24 protein-coding genes and 1 pseudogene are annotated in these 26,830 nt (G+C 47.4%); 17 read left to right on the top strand and 8 right to left on the bottom strand.

The features are described 5' to 3' along the window. Window positions 1–87: pseudogene (locus H065_RS28125) on the bottom strand (Crp/Fnr family transcriptional regulator); the annotation flags it as partial. 714 nt (window positions 88–801) lie between these two features. Then, window positions 802–1,032, bottom strand: a complete 231-nt coding sequence (locus tag H065_RS0104170; protein ID WP_017811764.1) for a hypothetical protein — start codon at window positions 1,030–1,032, stop codon at window positions 802–804. A gap of 290 nt (window positions 1,033–1,322) precedes the next feature. Here H065_RS0104170 and H065_RS0104165 point away from each other — a divergent pair, with 290 nt between their 5' ends. From H065_RS0104165 to rbsB, 6 genes are all read left to right on the top strand, one after another. Beyond that, a complete protein-coding gene (locus H065_RS0104165; protein ID WP_017811763.1) occupies window positions 1,323–2,303 on the top strand; it encodes a LacI family DNA-binding transcriptional regulator in 981 nt (326 codons plus the stop codon). 106 nt (window positions 2,304–2,409) lie between these two features. Continuing rightward, complete coding sequence (gene rbsK / locus H065_RS0104160) at window positions 2,410–3,333, top strand: ribokinase (protein ID WP_017811762.1); 924 nt, start codon at window positions 2,410–2,412, stop codon at window positions 3,331–3,333. Continuing rightward, window positions 3,333–3,746, top strand: a complete 414-nt coding sequence (gene rbsD / locus H065_RS0104155) for a D-ribose pyranase (protein WP_017811761.1) — start codon at window positions 3,333–3,335, stop codon at window positions 3,744–3,746. Before rbsK ends, rbsD begins: the two co-directional genes overlap by 1 nt. A gap of 59 nt (window positions 3,747–3,805) precedes the next feature. Continuing rightward, the gene (locus tag H065_RS0104150; RefSeq protein ID WP_017811760.1) at window positions 3,806–5,287 is read left to right on the top strand and encodes a sugar ABC transporter ATP-binding protein; all 1,482 of its coding nucleotides are present in this window, start codon (window positions 3,806–3,808) and stop codon (window positions 5,285–5,287) included. 1 nt (window position 5,288) lies between these two features. Continuing rightward, window positions 5,289–6,257: a ribose ABC transporter permease RbsC gene (rbsC, locus tag H065_RS0104145; protein WP_017811759.1), complete on the top strand. Its 969-nt coding sequence runs from the start codon at window positions 5,289–5,291 to the stop codon at window positions 6,255–6,257. 36 nt (window positions 6,258–6,293) lie between these two features. After that, window positions 6,294–7,220 (top strand): ribose ABC transporter substrate-binding protein RbsB, encoded by a 927-nt coding sequence (rbsB, locus tag H065_RS0104140; RefSeq protein WP_017811758.1) that lies wholly within the window; start codon window positions 6,294–6,296, stop codon window positions 7,218–7,220. A 284-nt stretch (window positions 7,221–7,504) separates the two neighbouring features. Here the strand turns inward: rbsB and H065_RS0104135 are convergent, their stop codons facing one another. The 3 genes from H065_RS0104135 to H065_RS28115 form a co-directional block, all read right to left on the bottom strand. Further along, window positions 7,505–8,299, bottom strand: a complete 795-nt coding sequence (locus H065_RS0104135) for an alpha/beta fold hydrolase (protein WP_017811757.1) — start codon at window positions 8,297–8,299, stop codon at window positions 7,505–7,507. A gap of 19 nt (window positions 8,300–8,318) precedes the next feature. Beyond that, window positions 8,319–8,627 carry a type 1 glutamine amidotransferase family protein gene (locus H065_RS28120; protein ID WP_238557879.1) on the bottom strand — a complete coding sequence of 103 codons (309 nt, stop codon included), beginning with the start codon at window positions 8,625–8,627 and terminating at the stop codon, window positions 8,319–8,321. Between the two features lie 85 nt (window positions 8,628–8,712). Then, window positions 8,713–8,973: a type 1 glutamine amidotransferase family protein gene (locus tag H065_RS28115; RefSeq protein WP_238557878.1), complete on the bottom strand. Its 261-nt coding sequence runs from the start codon at window positions 8,971–8,973 to the stop codon at window positions 8,713–8,715. Window positions 8,974–9,103: 130 nt separating this feature from the next. On the opposite strand from H065_RS28115, the gene H065_RS0104125 reads away from it, so the two are divergent. The 3 genes from H065_RS0104125 to H065_RS0104115 all read left to right on the top strand — a co-directional run bounded on the left by H065_RS0104125 (window position 9,104) and on the right by H065_RS0104115 (window position 12,036). Then, window positions 9,104–10,021, top strand: coding sequence for a LysR family transcriptional regulator (locus tag H065_RS0104125; protein ID WP_017811756.1), 918 nt, complete (start codon window positions 9,104–9,106; stop codon window positions 10,019–10,021). 152 nt (window positions 10,022–10,173) lie between these two features. After that, on the top strand, window positions 10,174–11,052 hold the full coding sequence (locus H065_RS0104120; protein WP_017811755.1) for an aminoglycoside 6-adenylyltransferase: 879 nt from the start codon (window positions 10,174–10,176) through the stop codon (window positions 11,050–11,052). 84 nt (window positions 11,053–11,136) lie between these two features. Then, entirely contained in the window at window positions 11,137–12,036 is a 900-nt protein-coding gene (locus H065_RS0104115; protein ID WP_017811754.1) for an arginase family protein, read from the top strand. A gap of 53 nt (window positions 12,037–12,089) precedes the next feature. Here the strand turns inward: H065_RS0104115 and H065_RS0104110 are convergent, their stop codons facing one another. Next, the gene (locus tag H065_RS0104110) at window positions 12,090–13,142 is read right to left on the bottom strand and encodes a hypothetical protein (RefSeq protein WP_017811753.1); all 1,053 of its coding nucleotides are present in this window, start codon (window positions 13,140–13,142) and stop codon (window positions 12,090–12,092) included. Window positions 13,143–13,358: 216 nt separating this feature from the next. Here H065_RS0104110 and htpG point away from each other — a divergent pair, with 216 nt between their 5' ends. Beyond that, entirely contained in the window at window positions 13,359–15,260 is a 1,902-nt protein-coding gene (htpG, locus tag H065_RS0104105; protein WP_017811752.1) for a molecular chaperone HtpG, read from the top strand. A 281-nt stretch (window positions 15,261–15,541) separates the two neighbouring features. Continuing rightward, complete coding sequence (locus tag H065_RS0104100; RefSeq protein WP_017811751.1) at window positions 15,542–16,363, top strand: copper amine oxidase N-terminal domain-containing protein; 822 nt, start codon at window positions 15,542–15,544, stop codon at window positions 16,361–16,363. A gap of 225 nt (window positions 16,364–16,588) precedes the next feature. Here the strand turns inward: H065_RS0104100 and H065_RS0104095 are convergent, their stop codons facing one another. Together H065_RS0104095 and H065_RS0104090 are read right to left on the bottom strand one after the other, a co-directional pair. Then, window positions 16,589–17,644, bottom strand: a complete 1,056-nt coding sequence (locus tag H065_RS0104095) for a sugar ABC transporter substrate-binding protein (RefSeq protein WP_017811750.1) — start codon at window positions 17,642–17,644, stop codon at window positions 16,589–16,591. A 27-nt stretch (window positions 17,645–17,671) separates the two neighbouring features. Further along, window positions 17,672–19,378 (bottom strand): methyl-accepting chemotaxis protein, encoded by a 1,707-nt coding sequence (locus tag H065_RS0104090; protein ID WP_017811749.1) that lies wholly within the window; start codon window positions 19,376–19,378, stop codon window positions 17,672–17,674. A 273-nt stretch (window positions 19,379–19,651) separates the two neighbouring features. Between H065_RS0104090 and H065_RS0104085 the strand changes: the two genes are divergently transcribed. The 6 genes from H065_RS0104085 (at window position 19,652) to H065_RS0104060 (ending at window position 26,807) form a co-directional block, all read left to right on the top strand. After that, window positions 19,652–20,233 (top strand): bifunctional transcriptional activator/DNA repair enzyme AdaA, encoded by a 582-nt coding sequence (locus H065_RS0104085; protein ID WP_026136027.1) that lies wholly within the window; start codon window positions 19,652–19,654, stop codon window positions 20,231–20,233. 390 nt (window positions 20,234–20,623) lie between these two features. After that, the gene (locus H065_RS0104080; protein WP_017811747.1) at window positions 20,624–21,805 is read left to right on the top strand and encodes an ABC transporter substrate-binding protein; all 1,182 of its coding nucleotides are present in this window, start codon (window positions 20,624–20,626) and stop codon (window positions 21,803–21,805) included. Window positions 21,806–21,913: 108 nt separating this feature from the next. Continuing rightward, entirely contained in the window at window positions 21,914–23,752 is a 1,839-nt protein-coding gene (locus H065_RS0104075; protein ID WP_017811746.1) for an ABC transporter permease, read from the top strand. A 1-nt stretch (window position 23,753) separates the two neighbouring features. Then, complete coding sequence (locus tag H065_RS0104070) at window positions 23,754–24,896, top strand: ABC transporter ATP-binding protein (RefSeq protein WP_017811745.1); 1,143 nt, start codon at window positions 23,754–23,756, stop codon at window positions 24,894–24,896. 112 nt (window positions 24,897–25,008) lie between these two features. Then, the gene (locus tag H065_RS0104065) at window positions 25,009–25,779 is read left to right on the top strand and encodes a PHP-associated domain-containing protein (RefSeq protein WP_017811744.1); all 771 of its coding nucleotides are present in this window, start codon (window positions 25,009–25,011) and stop codon (window positions 25,777–25,779) included. 191 nt (window positions 25,780–25,970) lie between these two features. Beyond that, the gene (locus tag H065_RS0104060) at window positions 25,971–26,807 is read left to right on the top strand and encodes a MurR/RpiR family transcriptional regulator (RefSeq protein ID WP_017811743.1); all 837 of its coding nucleotides are present in this window, start codon (window positions 25,971–25,973) and stop codon (window positions 26,805–26,807) included. The last annotated feature ends 23 nt before the right edge of the window (window positions 26,808–26,830 follow it).

Genomic DNA, 26,830 nt, shown 5'->3' with positions numbered 1-26,830 from the left:
TTCAATCCACTGGAAGCCGATATATACGCGAAGTACAGTCAGTAACCACATTGCCACTTTGTTTTCTCTAAGCCATCTGTTCATGATGGATCACTCCTTGGTTTGTTTTGGGATGCCGCTGTAACGGCCCGGTTGGTGAATGTATAATCTGGAAGTCGTTTGACTTCTTGATGGAAGATGATCATCTCTTTCATGTCTTTATATTAAATTAAAACTAAAATTTAATATGTGATTTAAATCACAATGTATTATAAAATTTAAAATAAATTTGGTGGGGGATGATGATGACTGAGTATAGTGAGCTGCTTAGTAGAGTGTAAATGAAAGGGGAGGTGGAGCAGCTATCCTGCTCCAGAAAGCGGCCAGGATACTGCCTTCGTTTAAGACTGGAGATCCTGAATGAGATACAGAGAAAGGGGATTTCCAATCGTATAGAAGAGGTAGAGGTAAGGTACTTTACTGCGTGAAAATCACTGTTTATTGAACTTTGCATTACAGTGGATCTTTGAATAGATAGGTGATTGTATACTTTAGAAACTTTCTATTGTTCTCGTTTTTTGTAGGAGTATTCAAGCTAATGATTTGAATTTAACGCAGCTTTTTCATAATAAAGCGGAACAGCCAGACCAGAGCGAACAGGACGATCAGGAGCAAGATAACACCCGAGGGATTTATGCCGCTAAACATAATCATGCCTCCTTTGCTGAGTAATTGTTTCTTTTATCATATCGAATCAACAGTATCATGTAAAAATTTTACTTTGACGAGGTTAATGTCATTAAGCACTATCCTTATACACACTTACCGGCTTTTGCTCTCTTCCCGCCACTTCTCAAGGCTCTCCAGTATCTGATAAAACCATACGGCTACAGCAATATAGCAGGCCAGACTGACCAGATATTTTAATCCATTCTCCAGTGTGAACCAGCCGGCAGCCATATCGTATTGTAAAAAGGAGATTCGGCGAAAACTGAAGTTCCCGATCACATTAGCCAGCAGAAAAGCCAGGATAAATTTGCGCAGTGTTTTCATAAAAGCCTCCTTAGGAGATGAGGATCGCAGGAAGAAAAGGTTTTGATGTGGACAGCTGCTCGATCATGAGGGTTAAAAGATCGTACGTACTGCAAATAACGGATTATCTCTATTCCTGATTATACTGCTGCTTATTACCCTTCATGGGCAAGGCTGATTACTATACCGATATAGAGAAGCAGATAAAATTATCAATCTTGACGGAAGAGGATTTCAAAATAACAATTGTCAAAAACAAAACAGTATGATATTTTATATCTGTAACCGGTTACAGAACGGGAGAGCAGAATATGACAACCATAAAAGATGTAGCACGTTACGCAGGCGTATCCGTAGCCACCGTCTCACGGGTGATCAACGATGCAGGCTATGTTCACGAAGATACCCGGCGCAAAGTTGAAAACGCTATCCAAGAACTGAATTATACGCCCAATGAAGTGGCACGTTCTCTATATAAACGCAAATCCAGATTGATCGGTCTGCTGCTACCCGATATTACGAACCCCTATTTTCCACAGCTTGCTCGTGGAGTAGAGGACCGTATGCAGGAGAGTGGGTTCCGTTTGATCTTTGGTAATAGTGACGAGAGTCAGAGCAAGGAACAGGATTACATACAGACTTTTGTCCAGAATAATGTGGTAGGTGTTATTTCATCGACCAACGATCCAGGTTCCGCTTCATATCGTTCGCTCAAGATCCCGGTCGTTTTCCTGGATCGTATATCGAGCGATCGTCCGGCAGTCTATGCGGATGGCCGGGAAGGAGGGCGGATCGCTGCACAGCAGATGGTTCAGCGTGGGAGTCAGCGGGTTACAGTAATGCAGGGACCGGCACATATCCGTCCTGCACAGGATCGATTCCAGGGAGCAATTGAAGCGCTGCAGGATATGGGTGTGAGCTACCGGATCACGCAGACAACGTCCTTTTCATTTACCGAAGCGGATCGTTGGGCGAGAGAGTTGTTTGAGCAGTATCCCGATACCGACGGGGTGATCGCGAGTAACGATATTACAGCTACCGCAGTAATTCAGGAAGCCCATCGTCTCGGCAAAAAGATTCCGGGAGATATTCAGATTATCGGATTCGATGATACGCCGCTGAGCAGTCTGTTATCGCCGGCATTATCCACGATCCGCCAGCCCGCCTATGATATGGGTAGGGCAGCTGCCGACTTATTGATTCAGCTGATTGAAGGCACAGCCGGAGAGCAACGTACCATTCAGATGCCGGTAGAATTTATAGAACGCGAGACAACCCGCCCACTCTCTTAAAAAGGGCGGCATGTTATGCAGAGTCTTATTCTCAAAATAGATCGATTCGTATTGCCAATATTTTATAGCTTTTAATATAACGATAATCGAAAGGTGGAATTTTATTATGTCCCATACTCAACCTACTGCATCAACTTCGTCTGGCACAGCCAAAGCCAAAATCTGCGTGGTCGGCAGCTGTTCGATGGATCTGGTCGTTACCTCTTCCCGGCGTCCGGGTGCAGGCGAGACCGTACTTGGAGACAGCTTCAAGACTGTACCTGGCGGTAAAGGAGCCAATCAGGCTGTAGCCGCAGCACGTCTCGGAGCCGATGTAACCATGATCGGCCGGGTCGGTGATGATCATCTGGGTACAGCCATTTTACAAAACTTCAAAGACAATCATGTAAATACTAACTATGTGGAACCGGTTACAGATATAGAGAGTGGTACCGCCCATATTATTCTTGCTGAAGGTGACAATAGCATCATCGTCGTCAAAGCAGCCAATGACCATGTCACTCCTGAGTATGTATCCAAAGCTATCGAGGTTATTCAGAACTCTGATATGGTGATGATCCAGCAGGAAATTCCGGAAGAGACGGTAGCCTATGTAAGCGAGATCTGTGCAAAAGCCAATGTTCCTCTGCTGCTAAACCCTGCACCGGCAAGACATGTCAGCGAAGCGGTTATCAAGAATATTTCCTATATTACGCCGAATGAACATGAAGCTTCGATTGTATTTGAAGGAATGACACTGGAACAGGCACTGCGCCAATATCCGAATATTTTGTTCGTGACCGAAGGCAGTAATGGAGTTCGTTATTATGATGGACAACAGGAAGTAGTTGTTCCTACGTACAAAGTCGAAGCGATCGATACGACCGGAGCAGGCGACACGTTCAATGCTGCTTTTGGTGTAGCTCTGGCAGAAGGACAGTCGCTGCAGGATGCGCTGCGATTCGGTAATCGAGCGGCATCGCTCTCCGTTACCAAATTTGGTGCACAGGGCGGAATGCCTACACGCCAGGAAGTGGAGGAACAGCTGTAATGAAAAAACATGGAATCGTAAACAGCCATATTGCCAAAGTACTCGCTGATCTTGGGCATACCGATTATATCGTTATTGCGGATATCGGCTTGCCAGTGCCGGAAGGAGTGCCAAAGATTGATCTGGCACTCACCTATGGCGTTCCCAGCTTCCGTGAGGTAGTGCAGGTCATTGCCGACGATATGGAAATCGAGCAGATTACAATCGCTGAGGAAATGATGGGACAGAACAAGGAAACGTTCACGTATATGCAGCAGGAATTCGGACATATTCCGTTATCGACATGCAGCCATGAGGAGTTCAAGCGTCGCAGCCAGCATGCCAAAGTCATTATTCGCACCGGCGAATCCAAACCTTATGCCAACTGTATTTTACATGCAGGAGTTTATTTCGGAGCCAATACGCAGCAGTAACAGCAATAGGTAACCGGTTACACAATAAGAGTACAGCAGAGTTAAAGGAGGCATTGTATATGCAGATTCAAATGAATGGTATTTACAAATCCTTCGGTACAAACCAAGTTTTGAGCGGGGTTGATTTTGATCTCCGCCCGGGCGAAGTTCATGCACTGATGGGTGAAAATGGAGCAGGCAAATCTACACTGATGAACATTCTGATTGGTCTGCATGAGCGTGATCAGGGCACGATTGTGATCGATGGCCAGGAGACGTATTTTGACAATCCCAAAGTGGCAGAGCAAAAAGGGATCGCCTTTATCCACCAGGAGCTGAATATCTGGCGCGATATGACCGTGCTCGAGAATTTATTTATAGGTAAAGAGATGACATCCAAATGGGGTCTGCTTAATACCAGACAAATGAAAACGCTAGCAAAAGAACAGTTCCGCAAGCTGTCGGTAGATCTGCCTTTACAGGGGGAAGCCGGAGAATGCTCGGTCGGACAGCAGCAGATGATCGAGATCGCCAAAGCACTCATGACCGATGCCAAAGTAATCGTCATGGATGAACCGACTGCTGCCCTGACTGAACGCGAAATACAGAAATTGTTCGAAGTGATCGCTTCACTCAAAAAAGAAGGCGTATCCATCGTGTACATCTCTCACCGGATGGAAGAGATCTTCGCGATCTGTGACCGGATCACTATTATGCGTGATGGCAAAACAGTCGATACCAAGGAAATTCCGCATACTGACTTTGATGAAGTCGTCAAAAAAATGGTCGGACGCGAATTGACCGAGCGTTATCCGGCAAGGACTCCACAGCCGGGTGAAGTGATTCTCGAAGTGAAGAATGCCAGCAAAAAAGGCCAGTTCCGGGATGTAAGCTTCACTGTACATGCAGGAGAAATCGTCGGCTTCTCCGGTCTGATGGGTTCGGGACGTACTGAGATTATGCGTACCCTGTTCGGTCTGGATACGCTGGATAGCGGAGAAGTCTGGATACGCGGCAAAAAGGTCACTATTCGCAGACCCGATGATGCGGTGAAGCATGGAATCGGCTTTATAACCGAAGACCGCAAAGACGAAGGGCTGGTGCTGGATTTCTCGATTCGCGAGAATATGGCGCTGCCGAATCTGTTCAGCTTCTCTTCCAAAGGATTCATTTCCAGCAAAAAAGAAGCGCAGTTCGTCGATACGCTGATCAAGCGGTTGCAGGTCAAAACCCAATCAGCCGAGACACCTGCACGCAGCCTGTCCGGCGGGAACCAGCAGAAGGTCGTTATTGCCAAATGGATCGGTATCGGGCCAAGCCTGCTGATCCTCGATGAACCGACGCGCGGAGTCGATGTCGGCGCCAAGCGGGAGATCTATCAGCTGATGAACGAACTCACCGATCGCGGGGTAGCCATTATTATGGTGTCATCGGAACTGCCGGAGGTACTCGGTATGAGCGACCGGATCGTGGTTGTACATGAAGGCCGGATCAGTGGAGAACTGTCCAGTCAGGAAGCGACACAGGAAAATATTATGACGTTAGCTACAGGAGGACAGTAATATGACAACGATAACCAAAGAAAAGCCGGAGAAAAACTTCAAACTATCCAATGTCACCCAGAAACTCGGTCCATTACTCGGATTTATTATTCTGGTGATTATCGTCTCGGTATTGAATCCGGGATTTCTGGAACCGCTTAACATTTTGAACCTGCTGCGTCAGGTAGCGATCAACGCATTGATTGCGTTTGGTATGACCTTTGTTATTTTGACTGGCGGTATTGATTTGTCGGTCGGCTCGATTCTGGCATTATCCAGTGCATTTGTAGCCAACCTGATGCTGGCTGGTGTAGATCCGATTCTGGCGATTATTATTGGTTGTGCTGCCGGCGGTGTGATGGGGATGGTCAATGGTCTGATGATCACCAAAGGCCGCATGGCTCCATTTATCGCGACACTCGCTACAATGACCATATTCCGTGGATTGACGCTGGTCTACACCAATGGTAATCCGATCACCGGACTGGGTGACAGCATGGCTTTCCAACTGTTCGGACGCGGTTATTTCCTCGGTATTCCGGTACCGGCGATTACGATGGCAATTGCCTTTATCATCCTGTGGGTGATCCTGCATAAAACACCATTTGGACGCAAAACGTATGCGATCGGCGGTAACGAAAAAGCAGCGATCGTATCCGGTATCAAAGTACCACGCGTTAAAATCATGATCTATTCCCTGGCAGGTGCACTCTCCGCACTCGCAGGTGCAATCCTGACTTCCCGTCTTAACTCGGCGCAGCCTACTGCAGGTACATCCTACGAGCTGGATGCAATCGCGGCGGTAGTACTTGGCGGCACCAGCCTGTCCGGTGGACGCGGCCGCATCGTCGGTACACTGATCGGTGCGCTGATTATCGGTACACTGAATAACGGTCTGAATCTGCTCGGTGTCTCTTCATTTTATCAAATGGTCGTCAAAGGGATCGTTATCGTAATCGCTGTACTGATCGACCGCAAAAAGTCTGCCTAATCCGTTGATTTTATACAAGGAAAAGAGGAATCAAGCATGAGAAAATTAATATCGTTACTGGCGATTGCCATGACTGTTGTGCTGCTGGCTGGCTGCTCCCTGCAGCCGCCGGAATGGGCCAAATCCAAAAAAGCGGCCAATGCCGGTGAGATCAAAATCGGTCTGTCGATCTCGACACTGAACAATCCCTTTTTCGTATCGCTCAAAGATGGCGTTGTGAACGAAGCGAAAAAGCTCAATATCGATGTAATTGTAGTCGATGCACAGAATGACTCGGCCAAACAAAGCAATGACGTAGACGATCTGATCCAGCAGGGTGTGGATGCACTGCTGATCAACCCTACTGATTCCGCGGCGATCTCGGCAGCCGTACAATCAGCGAATGGACTGGATATTCCGGTGGTTACGCTGGACCGCTCTGCCGACAAAGGCGATGTCAAAGCGCTGGTTGCTTCAGACAATGCCAAAGGCGGCAAAATGGCAGCCGAATACATCGTCAAACAGCTTGGCAAAGATGCTAAAGTGATTGAGCTGCAGGGTGTACCGGGTGCCTCGGCTACCCGTGAACGTGGCAAAGGATTCCATGATGTAGCCGATAAAGAGCTGGATGTTGTCGCCAGCCAGGCAGCAGACTTTGACCGTACCAAAGGACTGACTGTTATGGAGAATCTGCTGCAGGGAAATCCGGATGTACAGGCCGTATTCGCTCATAATGATGAGATGGCGCTCGGCGCGATCGAAGCGATTCAGAGCTCCGGCAAGGATATTCCGGTCATCGGATTCGATGGTAACGAGGATGCACTGAATTCGATCAAGGAGGGCAAGCTGACTGCGACCGTAGCCCAGCAGCCTGAACTAATCGGTCAAATGGCTGTTGATGCCGCTCGTGATGTACTGCAGGGCAAAACGGTTGAGAAATCGATCCCTGCTCCATTGAAACTGGTAACCAAAGAAGATAAGTAAGCCAGACTCATTAATTTCTTGTATAAAGGTTCACTAAAAAAGACTAATTCTATTTGTTATCCTACATAGAATTAGTCTTTTGATTTACAAACAGAGTATTAAAATGTTTTTTTGTTAAATATTGAGTTTTGTGAATAGTCTATTGCAATTAGAAAAGGAAGAGATTCCATTACAATTATAAGATTTACTCTTCTTAAAGGAGTCAATAGATAATAAAAGGGACTTGTCACATAAAACTGACAAGTCCAAATTGATAAAAAGAGTTACCCAAATATTTGTATATTTTAATCTAATACAAACTCAATAACTTCCTGATTGAATTTTTCTTTCTCTTCATAGAAAGGAGCATGCCCGCTGTTTTCAAAACGAATAAGTTTTGACATCGATACAATTTCGTTAGCTTGTTCCGCAGCAGAAAATGGACATACTTGATCATGAATCCCATGCAGCATCAGCGTTGGGACGCGGATGGCTTCAAGATCGGAGCGAAGATCCTCGCTGCCGATCGCTTTTACCGTTTCGATCGTCGCATGAACATTCGCTTTCATTCCCATATGCCATAACCAGTTTTCTATTCCTTGAGAAGGCGATGTGTGGAAAAATCCTTTAAATATATTCGTCAACATTTGTGGACGATCAGCTTGAAGTCCGGCAATCATTCCATTTACAGCTTCTTCAGGGAGCTTGCTTAATGTCGATGCTCCGAAAAGCATTAATTTAGAAACTTTGTGTCCCTGATGTCTGCCCATATATCGCGTCACCACACCGCCTCCCATAGAAAAACCGGCTAGTGTAACGTCGTCGAGTTCCAGTTGGTCAATCACTGCACGAATATCGTCTGCCATCCGATCATACGTGTATCCATGCAGTGGATGGTCGGATCGACCATATCCTCGCAGATCAATTCCAATAAAACGGATACCACACTGAGGCAGCACCGATTGTTGGTATTCGTAGATCCGATGATTAACAGGCATACCATGTACAAATACAACAGGTTTGCCTTCGCCTACATCTTCCACATAAAGAGTAACATTTTCCTCGACTTCAACATAATGACCATTAGCTGTATGCAACATTATAATTTCTCCTTTATAGTTAATCGTTTAACTGTATATCATTACGGTAAACTTCATAAGCGCGGTCGTACTCCATGATTCGGGCTACTTCCATAATGAAAGTTTCATCATAACCAGCTTTTCTAAGCAAATGAAAGCCCAGCTCTATGCCTGCTGCGATTCCGCCTGCTGTAATGATGCGCCCACTATCTACAACTCGCGCACGACTAATGTGACAAGCCGGTGCAATCTCAGTCAAACGGTCGATCGGTACTTTGCCCATCTCCGAAGCTTCCAAACGATCAGGAGCTTTACGGCTAGTTCCGGCAATGCCGTCAAGCAGTCCCATTTTTCCGTATATCCAAGAACCTGTGCATACAATTGTCAGCAAACATTGTTCTGGAAGAGAGCGTATATAGCGATGCAAGCGACCGTTATGCACTTCTTGACGCGTACCGAATCCCCCAGGGATTAAGAAATGCATCTAAATCCGGTTCTTCGGCAAACGAATAATTCGGAACTACTGTCAAACCAGCCTGTGTTTGTACAGGACGCAGCGAGTCGGCTACCAAAAACACATCCAATTCTGGATTAAGTCTTCGTGCTACCGAAAACACGCCATATAGTGCAGCGTAGTCAATAACTTCCGCATCTTTAAACACGTAAATTCCTAACCGAAATCCGTTTTTTCTCATCAGCGTAGCTCCTTCTTGCAGATGTTGTTGGTTTAAGAACATCTTCATGTTATCATCGGTTTATCTATTTTAAAAACGAAAATATTCGATGCAATCTATTTATTTTTTTGATACCTAGGGAGGAAAAATTATGTTGGAGACTTTGGAAGGACGGTCACTGCTTACTTTTTTGGCTGTATTGGAAGAAGGGAATTTTAGCCGTGCCGCAGAAAAGCTAGGCTATGTACAATCAACAGTTACTACACAGATCCAGTTATTGGAGCAAAGTTGCAATCAAAAGCTTTTCCACCGACTTCCCCGTGGCGTAAAACCGACTGAAGCAGGCGAACAGTTTGCACGTTATGCCCGCCAATTCGTACAGTTGGGTCATTCGCTCGAAGAAGCATTGGAAAATCTCGATCATCCCCGCGGTACGATGCGTTTGGGATCGTTGGAATCTTTTTTGGTGACACGAATGTCCAATTTTATGCACTCTTTTTTTACCAAATATATTGAAATTAATCTACTGCTGGAAACAGGATTTCAAGCGGACATCGTTGAACAAGTTCAGTCTCATGCGCTCGATTTTGGAATCGTGCCGATGGATCCAAAAAGAGAAGATTTGATTTTCGAACCGTTGATCGAAGAGGAAATGATCGTTGTTGTCTCTAAAAATCTGGCTTATTTGCTCGAAAGCGAAGGGTGGGAAAATGCTTCGGGACTTCAAATGATCGGTTTCGGCTCACGTTGCGTTTACCATACAGAAGGATCCAAATTGTTAAGCGAAATGGGACTTCCTGTCGGAATCCGTTCGACCGGATTTGCAAGTACTGAGCTGGTACGACAAGTTGTGACGTGTGGACTCGGTGTTGCTCTTGTTCCGAAAATCTCGATGGCGCAAGAGCTTGCAGAAGGCAGCGTCGTCTCGCTACCTATGCCTCGAAAAGTTACTTTCGTTCACGGCATCATACGGCATAAAAAACGTGTATTAAATACCCCTGCCAAAGTATTTTATCGCGCACTGATCGAATATTTTTCTGAACCAGCTTTTATAAGGCAGCTTAGATAAAAATGGTGCATAACAAACCTGGAAAATCGTTCCTGTTTAGATGTGATATTTGTTGATATGTAGATCTGTTTATTCTTGTTATATTCGCACATCATAATACCAGTTAGCTGCTCGCTTAAATATACATGGAGAAAGAAAGGAGTTCTATAAATATGCGCAATAACCAGCAAATGATGGATCTGATCCTGAACTATGCCCGTCAAGACGAGCGGATCCGCGCGGTTGCTATGAATGGATCACGGGTGAATGCCAACGCACCGATCGATCCTTTTCAGGATTACGATATCGTCTATCTGGTACAAGATGTCGTTTCATTTACACAAGATCACAGCTGGGTAGACTATTTTGGCGAGCGGTTGATTATGCAGATGCCGGATGCCAATACTTACGATCCGCCCAATGCGCTTGGGCGCTTTGCTTATCTAATGCTGTTCACCGACGGCAACCGGATTGATCTGACACTGATACCGCTAGAGCAGTACTCCGCTTACTTATTGGAAGACAAGCTGACTGTGATATGGATGGATAAGGACGGAAGTCTACCGACGTTACCCGAGCCGACAGACGAGGATTACCGGGTCACTCCGCCGACAGCTGAACAGTTTGCCCATTGCTGCAATGAATTCTGGTGGGTATCCACATATATAGCCAAAGGGCTGTGGCGGCGCGAGATACTGTATGCGCTCGAATCGCTGAATCTATACGTGCGGCCGATGCTGATCCGCATGCTGTCCTGGCAGGCAGGGATCGAGCATGATTTCTGCATCAGTATCGGCAAAGGCGCCAAGTATCTGGAAAGGTATCTGCCCGCAGATGACTGGCAAGCGCTGCTGGCTACCTATCCACGAGCGGAATCGAGGGAGATCTGGCGGTCTATTTGGACAATGACCGAATTATTCAGCCAAATCGCGTTACAGGTGGCTTCCCGGCTGGGACTGGAATATAATAGGGAAGAAGAGCAAAATGTAACAGCCTATCTGCGTCACGTGGCAGAACTGCCTGATGATGCTGCAGATATTTACCCGGATTAGATACATACACGGGCGAGGCTCCTGAACGGACCGGATGTCACTTGTTACGTTAAAGAGTTGCCCTATAGAGAGAGGAATACCACAATGAGAATGCGAGCGATAGATATTTTTGAATTTCCCACCAATCTGGGATTAACACAGCAGGCGGAGAATCGTGAGCCTGGCGTCAGCCGGATGCCGGAATGGCTACATCAGCATGGACTGCATGAACGGCTGCAGGCCGAGCAGGTATTTCGGCTTGAACCTCCTGCCTATACGATGGAATCGGATGAAGGAACCGGTCTGCTGAACGTGGAGGCAGTCGGTGATTACGCGGTTCGACAGGCACAATTGATGAGTCGGCAATTGGAAAAAGACAGCTTCAAGCTGGTGCTTGGCGGTGATTGCAGTGTGCTGATCGGCAGCGCACTGGCTCTTAAGCAAAAGGGCAAATACGGGCTATTCTTCCTGGACGGACATACGGATTATATTACGCCTGAGTTGTCCCAGACTGGGGGCGCAGCCGGAATGGATCTGGCAATAGCAGCCGGACTCGGCGATGAACGATTGACCGACTTGGAACATTGCAGACCCTATATAGATCCGCAGCATATATTCTGTGTCGGCAATCGTCAATATGATGAATCCTATGTACAGCCGGTTCAGGAATCTGCGGTACACGTCTATGATCTGGCAGCAATCCGCAGCCAGGGCATTACGGCGATAATTGAGTCCTTTTGGGCAATGATTAATGAGCAGGAGCTGGATGGATTCTGGATCCATCTGGATGTGGATGTACTAAACGATACGCTGATGCCGGCTGTAGACAGTCGGCAGGAGGATGGACTGAGCTACGAGGAACTGGCAGAGATTCTGACGCCGCTCATATCCCACCGTCTGGCTGCAGGTATGGAAGTCACGATTCTGGACCCTTCGCTGGACGAAAATGGACAGTATACCGTACCGCTTGTTAAGCATCTGGTAGAAGTACTGGATCATATGTAAAGCAAAAAGACGACAGCAGCAGACTGTCGTCTTTTCTTTTGATTTCCGATAGATTAACTCATCTGTTGGATCATGGCCCAGCGCTGTTCATACTGCTCATGAATACGGCGAATCTGCTGATCATGCAAAATGGTCTGGGCGATATTACGTTCCAACATAGCGACAACACGAATCTGTTCGGCTATATTCTGCAGCCGCACCAGTCGTTCATCGGCAGATAGCGAGAGCTGCAAATACGACTCACGGATCGCACTCCAGCTGCGTACACTCTGTTGAAAAGCATTCAAAATCAGCTTGAGTGGTTCTTCGGCCGAGTCGGCAAGATGCTCCAGCAGCAGCAGAAACTGAATCCGTGCCTGCATGAGCAGCAGCATCTCCAGCTGTACATTCTGTCCGGTCTCCAATAGGGCAGCATTATGCTGTTGTTCCAGTTGATCCAGTTCTACTAATCGGTCAGCGAGTACATCCATGGAATCGAAGACGGATATACTTCCTTCGTCATGTCCCAGATTACGCCGGGCACACTCGACCAGCAGCGTGTAAGGATCGGCAGGAGGATGGTCAGGGATCTGTTCTGCCGACGGGGCAAATGTAATCAGATCACCGGTAAATCCGGCTTCGAAATCGGGGAATGACTGCGCATAGTTTTGCGTCAGATAAGCGACATCGGTACAAAGCAGTTGATTGGACAATACATCATAATGAGTCACAATATAGAAATGTGTATTATGTAAGGTCTGATAATCTTTCTTGAGCCAGGAGCAATAAAAAGTATCGCTTTTGACGAGTACGGGGCGCCGCTGCAGGCTTTCCTGCTGGATCAGCTCCAGTGCTTCGGCAGCCGACTGATTGCGGTGAATCCGGTGCTGCAGCTGACTGGCGCCAAGAATCTGTTCATATGTAGTATGATAAGCTCTTGCTTCCTGTCCGAGTGCCTGGTATTCCAGCGGTACATGCGCCTGATATTCGGGGAACGTCCAGGCATGGGCAAATGCCTGCAAATAACCGCGGTTAAAATAAGAGGCAATCGTCGCCATGTTCCCGATCAGATTTGCACGTTCAAAGCCGGGCAAAGGCTTCAGCAAAAAGCTGTAATCGTTCGACATCAGTAGAGTCCTCCTTTGTATCATTCCTTATCATTATATAATAGTTCAGTTAATTAATGAATGATGCCAGCGGCTCACTTAACGTTGACAGCCAAAATAAGGGTGTGATATATAAAAGATAGGGTTTAGCACTCTGATTAACCGAGTGCTAAACAGACTGATTTCAGACGTGTGCATCATCACTTACATATATTCGTGAAGGGAGCAATAATCATTATGACAAAAAAACAATTTCAGGCAGAATCCAAGCGTCTGCTGGAGATGATGATCAACTCCATTTATACGCACCGCGAGATTTTCCTGCGGGAGCTGATCTCCAATGCGAGTGACGCCATCGACAAAATTTATTACAAAACGCTGAGCGATGATCAGCTGACATTTAACAAAGAGGATTACTTTATTAAAATTACACCGGACAAAGCAGCACGAACCCTGACAATTTCCGATACAGGGATCGGGATGACCGAGGAAGAGCTGGAGAACAATCTGGGGATTATCGCCAAGAGCGGCTCGCTGGCTTTTAAAAAGGAAAACGAAGCGCAGGATGGACACAATATTATCGGTCAATTCGGGGTTGGTTTCTATGCAGCCTTTATGGTGGCAGATGAAGTGACTGTAATTACACGCGCGCTCGGCAGTGATCAGGCATACCGCTGGTATTCCGATGGAGCAGACGGCTACACGATCGAACCGGCCGACAAAGATACAGTCGGTACCGATATTATCCTGACGATCAAGGACAATACCGAAGATGATCAGTACGACGAATATCTGGAAGAATATCGTCTGCGCGCAATTATCAAGAAATATTCCGACTTTATCCGTTATCCGATCAAGATGGATATCACCAGCAGCCGCCCTGCCGACAAGCAGGAAGGCGATGCCGAAGACAAAGAACCGGAATACGTGGATTATACCGAAGAACAGACCATCAACAGCATGATCCCGATCTGGCGCAAAAACAAAAGCGAACTGACCGATGAAGACTACAACAACTTCTATCAGGAGAAACGCTATGGCTTCGACAAGCCGCTCAAGCATGTGCATATCAGTGCAGACGGAGCTGTCGTGTATAACGCGATCCTGTTTATCCCTGAAAATACACCGTTTGACTACTATACCAAAGAGTACGAAAAGGGCCTGGAGCTCTATTCCAACGGCGTGCTGATCATGGACAAGTGCGGCGATCTGCTGCCGGATTACTTCAGCTTTGTCAAAGGGATGGTGGATTCCGAAGATCTGTCGCTCAATATCTCCCGTGAGCTGCTGCAGCATGACCGCCAGCTGAAGCTGATCGCCAAAAATATCAAGAACAAGATCAAGTCACAGCTGCAAAGCCTGATTCGTGACGAGCGCGAGAACTACGAGAAGTTCTATGCTTCCTTTGGCCGTCAGCTCAAATTCGGTGTGTACAATGACTATGGCATGCACAAAGACGATCTGCAGGATCTGCTGATGTTCCATTCGTCCAAAGAGAAGAAGCTGGTGACACTGGATGAGTACGTATCCCGTATGCCGGAAGATCAGAAGTATATCTACTATGCAGCTGGCGATTCTATCGAGCGTATTGAGAAGCTGCCGCAGACCGAGATGGTATCGGACAAAGGCTACGAGATTCTCTACCTGACCGACGATATCGACGAGTTCGCACTTAAAGTGATTGCTGCATACAAAGAAAAAGAATTCAAATCCGTCTCCAGCGGCGACCTTGGTATCGAGCCGGACGAGAAAGACGAAGCGGCGCAAGCGGAAGAGAATGACAACAAAGAGTTGTTCGACGCAATGAAGGAAACACTGGGCGGCAAAGTCAAAAACGTCAAAGCATCCAAACGCCTCAAATCCCATCCGGTCTGCCTGTCTACCGATGGCGATCTGTCGATCGAGATGGAGAAAATCCTGCAAATGATGCCAAACGGGCAGGATGTCAAAGCCGAGAAAGTACTGGAAATCAACGTAAATCACGAAGTCTTCCAGTCCCTGAAAAAAGCCTATGAAGGTGACAAAGAGAAACTGGGCCTGTACACCAACTTGCTGTACAACCAGGCTCTGCTGATCGAAGGTCTGCCGATTCAGGACCCGGTTGAGTTCACGAACGATATTTGCAAAGTGATGGTGTAAGGATAGTCCAATCATTTTTCTGCAGATTAAAAGTAAAAGCACTACGAGCTGGCTTGTCAGCTCGTAGTGCTTTTTTGTATTTCACTTCAAAGTGTTACAAAGAAATGCTATATCATGCTGTTACTATGCAAATGAATGGTAGTTCTAAAATAAGAACAGACTATGTAAATCTAGGAGAAAACACGATGAATATTCAGCTTTAAATTATTCAAGAAACAATGGATGTAACATTGTGATGACTGATTACGTTACTAAGATAAAACGTCTAAGGAGCCAACCATATGAAAATGTATAAGATTATAGTATCGCTTTTTCTTTTAACCGTATTTTGCTTTCCAAAGGAAACTAGTGCCCAAGCAGCAATAACTGTCACATCTCCACCTATATTAAAAATCAATCAATATTATATCCTTTTTACATATCCAACTTCTCCATACATTGATAAAAACAATCGCCTTCTCGTTCCCTTACGTTCGTTAAGTGATTTGCTGGGTGCGAAGGTTTCCTACGATGGAAGTTCCAAAACAGCCAATATCCATTTAAATGGTCATCATCTAATGGTCACTACTAACTCCAAAGATGTAGTCGTCGATCAGGCTGCGAAACAAATGGATACAGTGCCTGTGCAGAACATGAATTCTTTATTTGTACCTCTTAAAGTATTACTCGAATATTTGGAGGTGAAGGGAAATTATAATGCAGACAGCAAGGTGATTGAATTAAATGATCCTCATTACATGAAGAGTACTATACCCTTAACTCAAGAAACACATGATAGAACGGATCTGGATGAAAATCAGAATGCTTTTGCAATTACATCTTATAAAGTAAATACTTCTTCTACCGATCCAAAAACGAATATTTGGGAAGGTACCTACACCTATACGGCAAAAAACATCACAGGTCATACCATTGAGCAAGGAAAAGAGGATGTCCATTCCGTTTATATGCTTGCTAATGGTAACTCGCAGGGGGAATACTACAAGTTTGACAGAGAAAAACACAAAGCAGTAAAAGCGGGTGAATCTATTACCAAAGAAGAAAGTCTTATAGGTAACGCTGATCTAGGTTATATTATCGTTAAGCCGTATGCTGTAAATTAATCTTTTGTAATTACAATCACATCGATTCTCTTAATCTAAATACGCTTTAACATTTGACTAAGCAGAGCTTGTTCTCAAGGTTAAGTATCCAGGTTGAATAGAAGTGCCATATACCAAATCAATATGTTAAATGATATAATTATAATAATTAAAAAGCCGGAAGCTGCATATGCAGTCTCCGGCTTTTTATTGGTTGTATTCCTTTTGATCAGATACATAGAGTTATTATTTCGTTCCGTAAATATCCGCTTCTTTGAGGTAGTCATCCTTAACAACCGTATCGCGGATATTGTCCTTGGTCACAGCGGTAGGCTCCAGCAGGGTGGAAGGCACATCAATCTTGCCGTTATTCACCTTGTTGTTGGTCTGGATTGCCGTACCGTTAGCGATCTGCAGTGCCATATCGGCAGCTTGCTTGGCGATAGCGGTGATGGGCTTGTAAATGGTCATGGTCTGCGTGCCTTTGGCAACGCGCTGCACACCGGCAAGTTCAGCATCCTGACCGGATACAGGAACTCCGCTTACTCCGGCAGCCTGAAGGGCGTTGATGACACCACCTGCTGTTCCATCATTGGCAGCAACGACTGCATTAATCTTGTTGCCGTTTTGCTGAAGCGCAGAAGCCATATTTTTCTCGGCAGTTGCCGGGTCCCAGCCTTCGGTATATTTATCGTAGACGAGATGAATAGTCCCTTTGTCGATCAGCGGTTTCAGTACACTCATCGCTCCCTGACGGAACAGTACGGCATTATTATCGGTCTCGGCACCGCCAATATAGGCATAATTACCGGTTGGCTGACGTTTGACGATTTCCTGTGCTTGCATCATGCCGACTTTTTCATTATCAAAAGACACATAATAATCCACATCGGCGTTTTTGATCAGACGATCATAAGAAAGCACTTTGACACCGGCCGCATGTGCCTTCTCGACAATAGCAGCGGATTTCTCGGCATCATGAGGCACAACGACGAGTACATCGACGCCTTCCTGAATCAGCAGTTCGGCCTGCTTGACCTGTACATCGTCCAGTCCATTGGCTGCGAGCGTTTTAACACGGCCGCCCTGATCCTGGATTGCTTTCTCGAACAGGGCTTTGTCTTTGTACCAGCGTTCTTCTTTGAGTGTATCCAGTACGAAGCCTACATAAGGTTTGTCATCCGGTGTTAGTTTGACTTTGGTTGCATCCGCGGTAGTAGCAGCGGGTGCCGGGCCACAGGCTGTAGCGAGTACAGTGGTCGCCAGCAGCATGGTGCCGAGCAGTATTATGGTGTTCTTCATTTGGTATCCTCCCGATATCGGCTTCGTCTACAGATGGAAGCGTCCGATCATGGTATTCATTCGTTCGACCATTTCTTTGAGCTGATAGACGCTGCTGGAAATATGGTCGATAGAAGCTCTCTGCTCGTGTACGGAAGCCGAGATTTGCTGGGCACCGGCAGCGGATTCTTCGGAAATGGCTGCACTGTTGTTGACCGCTTCATTGATCTGATTGCTCGCGCCCTGTGCATGCTGTACCGTGTCGGAGATCGCCGTAACACGTCCAGTCATATCTTCAATATACTGCTTGATCTCTGCAAAATATTGTCCGGTGATCTCGATCTTTTCTGTACCGGCGGTCACTTCTGCATATCCTTGCTTCAGCTCTTCGGACATCACGGTAGACTGCTGCTGGATATCGCTGATCACGCCGGTAATATCTTCAACCGAGCGGGATACTTCTTCGGACAGTTTGCGGATTTCTCCGGCAACGACAGCAAATCCTTTGCCGGCTTCGCCTGCACGTGCTGCTTCAATCGAAGCATTCAGTGCCAGCAGATTGGTCTGCTTGGCGATCGATTTGATCACATCGGTAATCTCTGTGATCGAGTGTGTCTTGGCTTCCAGACTGGCGACTTTGTCCACCGAGCGGTTCATGACGTGGTTGATGACATTCATCTGTTCCAGGGAAGCTTTCATCTGATGATCGCCTTTGACAGACGCATTCAGTGCTTCACCGGAGAAGGTAACCAGTTCTTCGCTATGTGCACGTGCACGATCCAGCCGTCCGCTGAACTGCTGTGTACTCTCGGCGATATCGGCTGTTTCGGTAGCCTGGCTGCTGGCACCGGAAGCGAGTTCCTCGATAGTAATCGCGATTTGCTCGCTGTTTTCTTTCACTCTGCCGGATACATCGGACAAGGACGTTCCATGCGTATCCATTTCACCTGCCAGTATCTGTACTTCGCGGATCATGTTCTGCAGAGAAGCACCCATGCGATTGATGGAATCGGACAGCATCCCGATCTCGTCATTGCCTGTATAGACGAGCGGTTCATTGTTCAGCTGACCTTCTGCGATTCGGTCGCTGGCCTGAACGACTTTGTTCAAATCTTTGTTTACTTTGCGGCTGATCAGGTACATAAGGATAAAGCCGATCAGAATAGAGGCGATGCCGGATACGATCAGCAGCGTCACGGTGCTGGTCATGCCAGCTTTGGTCTGTTCGATCGATAGACCGCTCTCACGGCTGGCGACTTCTTTTAGCTGATTACCAGCTTCCATCGTTTGTGACTTTAATTTTTCGGCATCAGCCTGCAGCTTGCCGAAGCTCTGGGTATTAATATTTTGTACATTGGGAACAATCGTGCTGAAGAAATACTGATCCAGCTTGTCGTTGTTCTCCAGAATCTGATTAAACGTCTGCATTTGCTCCGGACTCAGCAGCGTCTTGGTTTGTTTGGCAATCTCTGTGAATTTCATGCTGTCATCCAGATAATTCGTTAAAATACGATCATCGGACAACAAAATGTATTCCGGAATATGATTATATTTCTGGTTGTACAACGACAGCAGCTCAGAGATACTCATGGCGCCCCAGCTCTTCATGCTGGATGTCTCCATCGTATTCCTGGCTGTCTGCAGTACGGTATAGGTAGCTGCTACAGATGATAAAAAGATGACCGATACGAGAGCGAAAACAAGCATGTACTTCATGCCGATCTTCAAATTGCTCCATTTCCAATGTGTACTCAAACGGACTCCCCCTGCTCTGACGAGACTTGACATAGAATGTTACTACTTGCACTATATCGGTCAAAAGAATCAGAAACTAAATACCTAAGTAAACTATAAAAGAGTAAGTAGATTAAATAAAAGGTAACGTTTGCAAAAAAAGAAGAAAAAAGCCGCTAGAAACCTGCTTTTCCCTGTGGACACCTATTGTTCATAAATAGGTGGAGTGTATTTCTAAGTAGTATAAATCGCGTATTATAGAAGTATAAAAAGAGAAAGAGGAGGTGCTGTATGCTGAACGATCATGGTCTTGAATTGACGGAAGACTACTGGCAGGCAATTATCCAAAATAATGCTGCTTATGACGGTGTGTTCTTTTATGCTGTTCGGACTACCGGTATTTTCTGTCGACCATCTTGCAGATCGCGCAGACCCAATCGCGAGAATGTCAGAGTCTTCCGACAGGGTACAGAAGCAATATCAGCCGGCTTTCATGCCTGCAAGCGATGCCAGCCGGATCAACTGCAGCCGCCGCGTCAGGAATGGGTGCAAGGCATCGCTGCCCTGATCGAACAGAGGTATGCAGAGAAATTGAATCTCGAAGAACTGTCGCAGGCTTCGAATCTGAGTCCGTTTCATTTACAGCGTTCGTTCAAGGAAATCTGCGGCTGTTCACCAACCGGATATCTTCAATCTATACGTCTGCGCAAAGCGGCAGAGTTGCTTCGGGAAACAGACAAAACAATCTCCCGTATCGGGATAGAAGTAGGAATGTCGAATCCAGCTTATCTGGCTACTTTGTTCAAAAAGAAATACGGACTTACTCCCAGGGCTTACCGACAGCAAATACATTCCTTGAAGAAGTCCGTCAGATAAAGGGGAGCTGCTTTCAACGAAGTGCCTGAATCAAATGGTTGGCATAGCCTTGAGGATATCAACCGTAATCTGATGGCATGATAGCACTCACTAAAAATAAAATTGTATAGACGACCGTATACCATCCTACGCAGTTAGCGATAAGACTATCGAGAATGACTCGTGATAGATGCCTGTACGTTTCTCTTCAAGAGAAACGTATAGGCATTTTTTGTTTTTGATAGAAAAATATCATAATTATATAAAAGATAATTTTTTACCAAAATAGTCATCTTCGTTAATCATCTTCTTACACTTCCTGCCTAATATGAATAAGGAAAGCGGCGCACGCGGCAGCTGCAGAACAGCGATGCCGGAGGATGCCATTTATCATTATTCCAGGAGGAATTTATGAACAACGGATCGATGAACCCCAAATGGATCAAACCTGCAGGCCTGCTGTCTCTGCTGCTCGTGCCTGCCCTGCTGTTATCGGCTTGCGGCAATGCAGGAACTGAAGCAGCAGCGAATGGACAGAAAGTTCAGGCGGTAACGACGAATGAAACGGTAGATCAGCTCTACACCCAGGCCAAGCAGGAAGGCAAAGTAGTCGTATACTCTACCTCCGGCCGTGCCAATGATGCTGCCGAGACTTTTATGAAAAAATACCCGGGCGTCAAAGTAGAAGTGAGCAAGGTGAAATCCGACGAGATGATGGACAAGGTCACCAATGAACAGGATGCCGGACAATTTAATCCCGATGTGATCATTACCAAGGAAGTGAGCGGTGCTGTCGGCAAGGAAATGGTCGAGCAGGGACGCTATCTCAAATATCTGCCGGATGATATTGCACCCAAGGTAGACGAGCCTTATCGTACCAAGGCACCGGGCTATGCCAACTATGCCGAGTTCCGGACGATTTTCTACAATACGGATTATTACAAACAGACTCCAGTTACCAACTGGTGGGATCTAACTACACCGGAATTCAAAAACAAAGTCTATGTTGCGGATCCGCTCAGTTCTCCGGCATTTATGGATTTGTTCACCACGATGGTCATACATAGTGATGATATGGCAGCTGCGTACAAGCAGAAATTTGGCAAGGATATTCAATTGAATGGTACAGAAAATGCCGGCTACGAGTTTATCCGTCAGCTGTTCGCTAACGGGCTGACTGTACTCAAAGGCAGTGATGATGTACTCGATGCGATCGGCAAAACAGCCAGTGGTGCTGTCGGGATCGCTGTCTCCGGGGATGTATCCAAAGTCGAGGAGAATGGCTGGGATGTGAAGCCGATCTATGATATTCAGCCGAAAACCTCGGTAGCTGATTCCGGCTATCTGTATATTGCGAACAAAGCACCGCATCAGGCAGCAGGCAAGCTGTTTATCCGCTGGATGATGGGCGAGCAGGATGGCAAGGGCGAAGGTCTGGCAGCCTTTAACGAAGTCGGATCATGGGTACCACGTTCGGATGTGAAGACCAAGAACCCGGTCGGTTTTGAACAGCTGAATCTGTGGGATTATGACGCGGATACGCTGTACATGACTTCGCCCAAGGTACGTGATTTCTGGATTCAGCAAAAATAATCGCAGCTGGTTGAAGCTGCACTGCGGAGAAATGTAATTCTGACTCTAGGGCAGCTTCCATGCTTCAACTATATCTACATCAAATAACTCAAAAAGGAGGGGAGCCGGATGTCCAGCAAATCATTACAGCCCATCTCCCTAAAACGAAACCGTAGCCGTCTGTGGAATCAGGTGACGGGCTGGCTGCGCAATCCGGTGAACCTGATCGGAACGATCGGACTACTGTTCCTTGCTTATACGATTATCTGGCCGGTCATCGAGATTCTGATCGCGACCTTCGTCTGGAAGCAGCAGGATATGCGGATTACCGCAGCAGCCAATCCGGGGCACTTTACGTTTTATCACTGGCAGCGGGTACTGGCGAGCGAGATTAGTCCGTCCCTGTTTTACAAGCCGATTCTGCACGCTTCGGCGGTGGCTGTCACCGTATCATTTATATCCATGGTGCTTGGCTGCGGGCTCGCCTGGCTCGTTACCCGTACGGATCTTCCTTTCAAAAAAGGAATTACCTTTCTCGCGGTGATTCCGTACCTGCTGCCATCCTGGGTTATCGCACAGGCCTGGCTGACTTTTTTTAAAAATGAAAAAATTGGCGGGACGCCGGGTATTCTGCAGTCACTCACTCATATGAGTACGCCGGACTGGCTGGCTTATGGATTCGTACCGATTGTAGCTTCGCTGTCGATTCATGACAGTGTGTACTTTTTCCTGCTGGTTGGTGCTGCGCTTAGCTCGATGAACAGCCAGCTGGAGGAAGCTGCCAGTATGAGCGGAGCAGGACGGGCGCGCATTTTGCGCCGGATCGTCTTTCCGCTAATGCTGCCGGCGATTCTGTCGGGATTCATCCTGACGTTTACCCGGGCGATCAGCTCATATGGCGTACCGGCGATACTGGGTACACCGGTTGATTTCTATATGATCTCGACGATGCTCTATTCCAGTATGCGGGCTCGTCTGACGACCGAAGCGCATGTGCTCAGTCTGATGCTGATGCTGATCTCGATGCTGATGATCTATATGAACCACCGGATTGTCGGCCGTCAGCGCAGCTTCGTCACGGTTACTGGCAAGGACAGCCACAAGACATTGATGCCGCTGGGCCGGCTGCGTCGACCGATGGCAATAGTCACTGTCGTGTTGATGACGCTGGTATCGGTAGTGCCGCTGCTGATTCTGCTGGTACAGACATTCATGCTGCGCGAGGGCGTCTACACAGTCGATAACTGGACCTTGCATTACTGGCTTGGCGGTTCGATAAGTGGTATTAATTCCGGTGAAAAGGGTGTGCTGCAGAATCCCATTTTCCTGCTGGCACTGCGCAACTCGCTCTGGATTGCTGCGATCTCTTCGGTTATTGCTGCCGTGGTCGGTCTGATCCTCGGCTATGTAGCTGCCAGAGGCAAACAGACATGGATCGGGCGTATGGTGGATCAAGTATCCTTTTTCCCGTATCTAATTCCGGGGATTTCACTGTCAGCCATTTATATTACGATGTTCGCCAAGCCGCATTTTATCGTGCCGGCGCTGTATGGTACCGTCTGGCTGATTATTCTGATTACGGTCGTCAAAGAGCTGCCTTTTACCGTCAAAGCAGGTAGCGCATCGGTCATGCAGATTGGCGGTGAACTGGAAGAATCCGCCCAGATCAGTGGAGCTTCCTGGTGGACGCGGTTCCGCCGGATTCTGCTGCCGCTGAACCGTAAAAGTCTGCTATCCGCCTTTTTGCTTGTGTTTATCGGAGCCATGAAGGAGACCGAACTGATTATCATGCTGGTCACGCCGCGAACCGAGACACTGACGACGTTAACATTTGAATATGTGGAAAAGGGTTATACCCAATTGACCAACGTAGTGCTGATGATCATGATCGCGATAGTGATTCTGGTATATTATCTGGCGACCAAATACGGCAAGGCGGATCTGACCACAGGGATAGGAGGGCAATAAGATGAATGCAATTGAACTGCAGGGAATCCAGGTGAATATGGGCCGCAAACGTATATTGAAAGGCATCGACCTGACAATCGAGCAGGGAGACTTTATGACTTTTCTCGGTCCATCCGGTTGTGGCAAGACGACACTGCTGCGTACGATTGCCGGTCTGCAAAAAGCAGATGGCGGTACGATTGTGCTGAATGGCAGGGAAGTGGCCAATGGAGAGACTGCCTATCATATGGATCCGGCCAAGCGAGGACTCAGTCTGGTGTTCCAGAGCTATGCCCTGTGGCCGCATATGTCGGTCTATGAGAATGTAGCATTCGGTCTGCAGGTAAGGCGCCAGTCCAAAGCCGAGATTCGAGAGAAAGTCATGGCGGCCTTGGCTAAGGTACGTATCGCCGATCTGGCAGAGCGTTATCCGGGCGAATTGTCCGGTGGACAGCAGCAGCGGGTAGCGATTGCCCGGGCGATTGTTACCGAGCCGCAGGTGCTGCTGCTGGATGAGCCATTGTCCAATCTGGATGCCCGGCTGCGCGTCGAGATGAGAGCCGAACTCAAGCGGCTGCATCGGGAACTGGGAGCGACAATTATTTATGTAACCCATGATCAGCAGGAAGCATTAACCCTGTCGACCCGGATTGCTGTGTTTTTTGAAGGTGAGATTGTGCAGCTGGATCGTCCACAGACACTGTATCAGCGTCCGGCTACACTACAGGTTGCTGATTTCTTCGGCAATGGTGGAATGGATACGAATCATTTGTCTGCCGAGCTGATTGCAACAGATGGCGGACGGAGTTACCTGAGTTCGCCAGTATGCTCCTTTCCGCTGGAAGGAATAACGCTGACAGAGACAATGCCGGTTATCCTGACGATCAAGCCGGAGCATATTCAGCTGCATCGCAGCTATGTGCCGCAATCGGTTCCCAGCGTGGTCGAAGCCGTCTTCCCGGCAGGAGCCGAGACACTGGTCAAGCTGATGACAGAGGGCAGCGAGCTGAGTGCTCGCGTGCTTGGGGACGCAGAATATAGCTGTGGAGAGACCGTATATATCACACTGAATCCGGAACATATGAATCTATATAACCAAGGCAGCGGTGTACGGCTGTCAGGAGTTCGTCCAATTACACCCACCAGAGAGATGATTCGGGCCTGATGGATCATCGCAATACTATTCATCCGGCTACCGGGTAATCGTTATCCATCTATTAAATTAACAAGCTGTAGTAATCTACCAATCGCATTTTAACGTTATGGAGGAATTTATAATGAAAATTGATTTTCATATTCATGCCAAACTGTCCAAAAAAACAGACTTCTCAATGGAGCATTTTTATACCATTCTGGATGAAGCCAAAATGCACGGCCTGGATGCGATTATTCTGACCGAGCATTTCAACACCCGCCGCTTTGACGAAGTATATGGCACACTGGATCAGCATCTACCATGTAATGGACATTATTATGACCGTGATGGCTTCCGCATCTTCACCGGGATGGAAGTGGATGTCGCAGAAGGTGGGCATATTCTGGTGAGCGGACCCAAGGAGGCGCTGCTGAATGTGCGCCAGGCACTGGAAAGCTATACCTCGCCGGAGCACTTTATTCCGCTCGAAGGACTATTCGATCTATGTCATCCAGCCGGTCTGATGGTGATCGGAGGACATCCATTCCGCGAATCGAATCATCTGTATCATGTAGCACCGGAGCTGCTGCGCCGGTTCGATGCCTTTGACCTGAACGGCAAGGATCTGCATGAGATCGGTATTCAGGAAAATATCGCCAAAGTACTCACACTCGGAGAGCAGCATCAAGTACCTGTGGTTGCGGGCAGTGATGCACACCAGATGTTCCAGGTAGGCTGCGTATTCAACGAGCTGCCGGGTACATACGAGACTGTGGCAGATATTCGCCAGGCGATCCAGGATGGGCTCTGCCGACGTACTATTGCCCCTTCGCTGCATTTACAGGTACGCGCTGCCAATGCCGTGAAAAAACTGCTCAAGAAAAAAGTCGAAGTAACCGACTCACCGAACTAAGCAAAAGATGCTATACAGGCTATGCCTTATTTCAGGCAGCAGCCTGTATAGCATTCTGCATCATCAACAGGTATTTCTGCGTATCACTAATCTCCTCGTATTGTACAGATGGTGGATATGGCAGCAATACAGGCAGATGATAGAGAGCGAGATGACAGAATGATTATGGACAGAAAGCAGAGGGTCGCACCATGGAACTTACATTTGCCAGCAACAGGCTGTCCCGTAGTCATCAGCGGGTAGCCGATTATATTATCAAAAATATCGAAGGCATTCCTTTTATGGTAGAGGAGGATATTGCAGCTGCCTGCAAAGTCAGCGTCTCTACTGTCTCCCGTTTCTGGGCGGAGATTGAATGCCGCAATCTCAAGGAATTCAAGCATCGGGTCAAGGAAGAAGGGCTGGTATCTCCCTCCCGCAAGCTGCAATCCGCATTTGACCGTATGGAAGAGCAGGGCAGTGCTTCCGCGCAGATGATGGATACAACCGCCTATCTGCAGCAGACCGCAGATCGGCTGGAGCAGGATGTTTTCGACCGGGCGGTGCAATTTCTAGTCGAAGCGGGTACTGTGCATATCTATGGTCCGGGCTCAGCTCGTGCACTGGCGTCACTATTGGAATTCCGGTTAACCCGGTTTGGTAATCAGGTGCGTACGATAGACTATGGCGGTCATGAACTGCTGGAGTCTTTTATCCATATGCAGGCAGGAGATGCGGTAGTGCTGTTCGGATTTGTCTCCGAATCGCCGGAACTGGCTTCCCTGCTGGATTATGCCAGGGAAGCTGGCTGCCGCACGATTCTGGTAACCGATCTGGCTGTCAGTGATATGAGGGGTAAGGCAGATGTGGCGTTGTATACTGCCCGAGGTGAAGTGTGGGAATTTCATTCCATGGCAGCGCCGCTCGTGCTGCTGGAGACATTGATTGTGGCAGTAGGTAAATCGCAGGAACAGCAGGCGATGCAGCGCAGCGAAGAACTTCATCGGCTGCGTCAGCAGTATGGCAAATGGCTGCCCAAGCAGATCTGAACAAGTAGACAGTGCAGGAGCTG

The sequence above is a fragment of the Paenibacillus shenyangensis genome (assembly GCF_000346635.1).
Classification (GTDB): domain Bacteria; phylum Bacillota; class Bacilli; order Paenibacillales; family Paenibacillaceae; genus Saccharibacillus; species Saccharibacillus dauci.
The sequence above is the reverse complement of the archived record's forward strand: the minus strand, read 5'-3'. Positions and strand labels throughout refer to the sequence as shown.

Coding starts and splice junctions, on each gene's coding strand:
- H065_RS28120 (WP_238557879.1), bottom strand. CDS start 8,627: ATGGGACTGCTTGACGGCATTGCCGGAACTAGCCGTAAAGCTCCTGAT.
- htpG (WP_017811752.1), top strand. CDS start 13,359: ATGACAAAAAAACAATTTCAGGCAGAATCCAAGCGTCTGCTGGAGATG.
- rbsD (WP_017811761.1), top strand. CDS start 3,333: ATGAAAAAACATGGAATCGTAAACAGCCATATTGCCAAAGTACTCGCT.
- H065_RS0104080 (WP_017811747.1), top strand. CDS start 20,624: ATGAACAACGGATCGATGAACCCCAAATGGATCAAACCTGCAGGCCTG.
- rbsC (WP_017811759.1), top strand. CDS start 5,289: ATGACAACGATAACCAAAGAAAAGCCGGAGAAAAACTTCAAACTATCC.
- H065_RS0104065 (WP_017811744.1), top strand. CDS start 25,009: ATGAAAATTGATTTTCATATTCATGCCAAACTGTCCAAAAAAACAGAC.
- H065_RS0104150 (WP_017811760.1), top strand. CDS start 3,806: ATGCAGATTCAAATGAATGGTATTTACAAATCCTTCGGTACAAACCAA.
- H065_RS0104100 (WP_017811751.1), top strand. CDS start 15,542: ATGAAAATGTATAAGATTATAGTATCGCTTTTTCTTTTAACCGTATTT.
- H065_RS0104165 (WP_017811763.1), top strand. CDS start 1,323: ATGACAACCATAAAAGATGTAGCACGTTACGCAGGCGTATCCGTAGCC.
- H065_RS0104095 (WP_017811750.1), bottom strand. CDS start 17,644: ATGAAGAACACCATAATACTGCTCGGCACCATGCTGCTGGCGACCACT.
- H065_RS0104125 (WP_017811756.1), top strand. CDS start 9,104: ATGTTGGAGACTTTGGAAGGACGGTCACTGCTTACTTTTTTGGCTGTA.
- H065_RS0104135 (WP_017811757.1), bottom strand. CDS start 8,299: ATGTTGCATACAGCTAATGGTCATTATGTTGAAGTCGAGGAAAATGTT.
- rbsK (WP_017811762.1), top strand. CDS start 2,410: ATGTCCCATACTCAACCTACTGCATCAACTTCGTCTGGCACAGCCAAA.
- H065_RS0104060 (WP_017811743.1), top strand. CDS start 25,971: ATGGAACTTACATTTGCCAGCAACAGGCTGTCCCGTAGTCATCAGCGG.
- H065_RS0104170 (WP_017811764.1), bottom strand. CDS start 1,032: ATGAAAACACTGCGCAAATTTATCCTGGCTTTTCTGCTGGCTAATGTG.
- H065_RS0104110 (WP_017811753.1), bottom strand. CDS start 13,142: ATGTCGAACGATTACAGCTTTTTGCTGAAGCCTTTGCCCGGCTTTGAA.
- H065_RS0104115 (WP_017811754.1), top strand. CDS start 11,137: ATGAGAATGCGAGCGATAGATATTTTTGAATTTCCCACCAATCTGGGA.
- H065_RS0104075 (WP_017811746.1), top strand. CDS start 21,914: ATGTCCAGCAAATCATTACAGCCCATCTCCCTAAAACGAAACCGTAGC.
- H065_RS0104120 (WP_017811755.1), top strand. CDS start 10,174: ATGCGCAATAACCAGCAAATGATGGATCTGATCCTGAACTATGCCCGT.
- rbsB (WP_017811758.1), top strand. CDS start 6,294: ATGAGAAAATTAATATCGTTACTGGCGATTGCCATGACTGTTGTGCTG.
- H065_RS28115 (WP_238557878.1), bottom strand. CDS start 8,973: ATGAGAAAAAACGGATTTCGGTTAGGAATTTACGTGTTTAAAGATGCG.
- H065_RS0104070 (WP_017811745.1), top strand. CDS start 23,754: ATGAATGCAATTGAACTGCAGGGAATCCAGGTGAATATGGGCCGCAAA.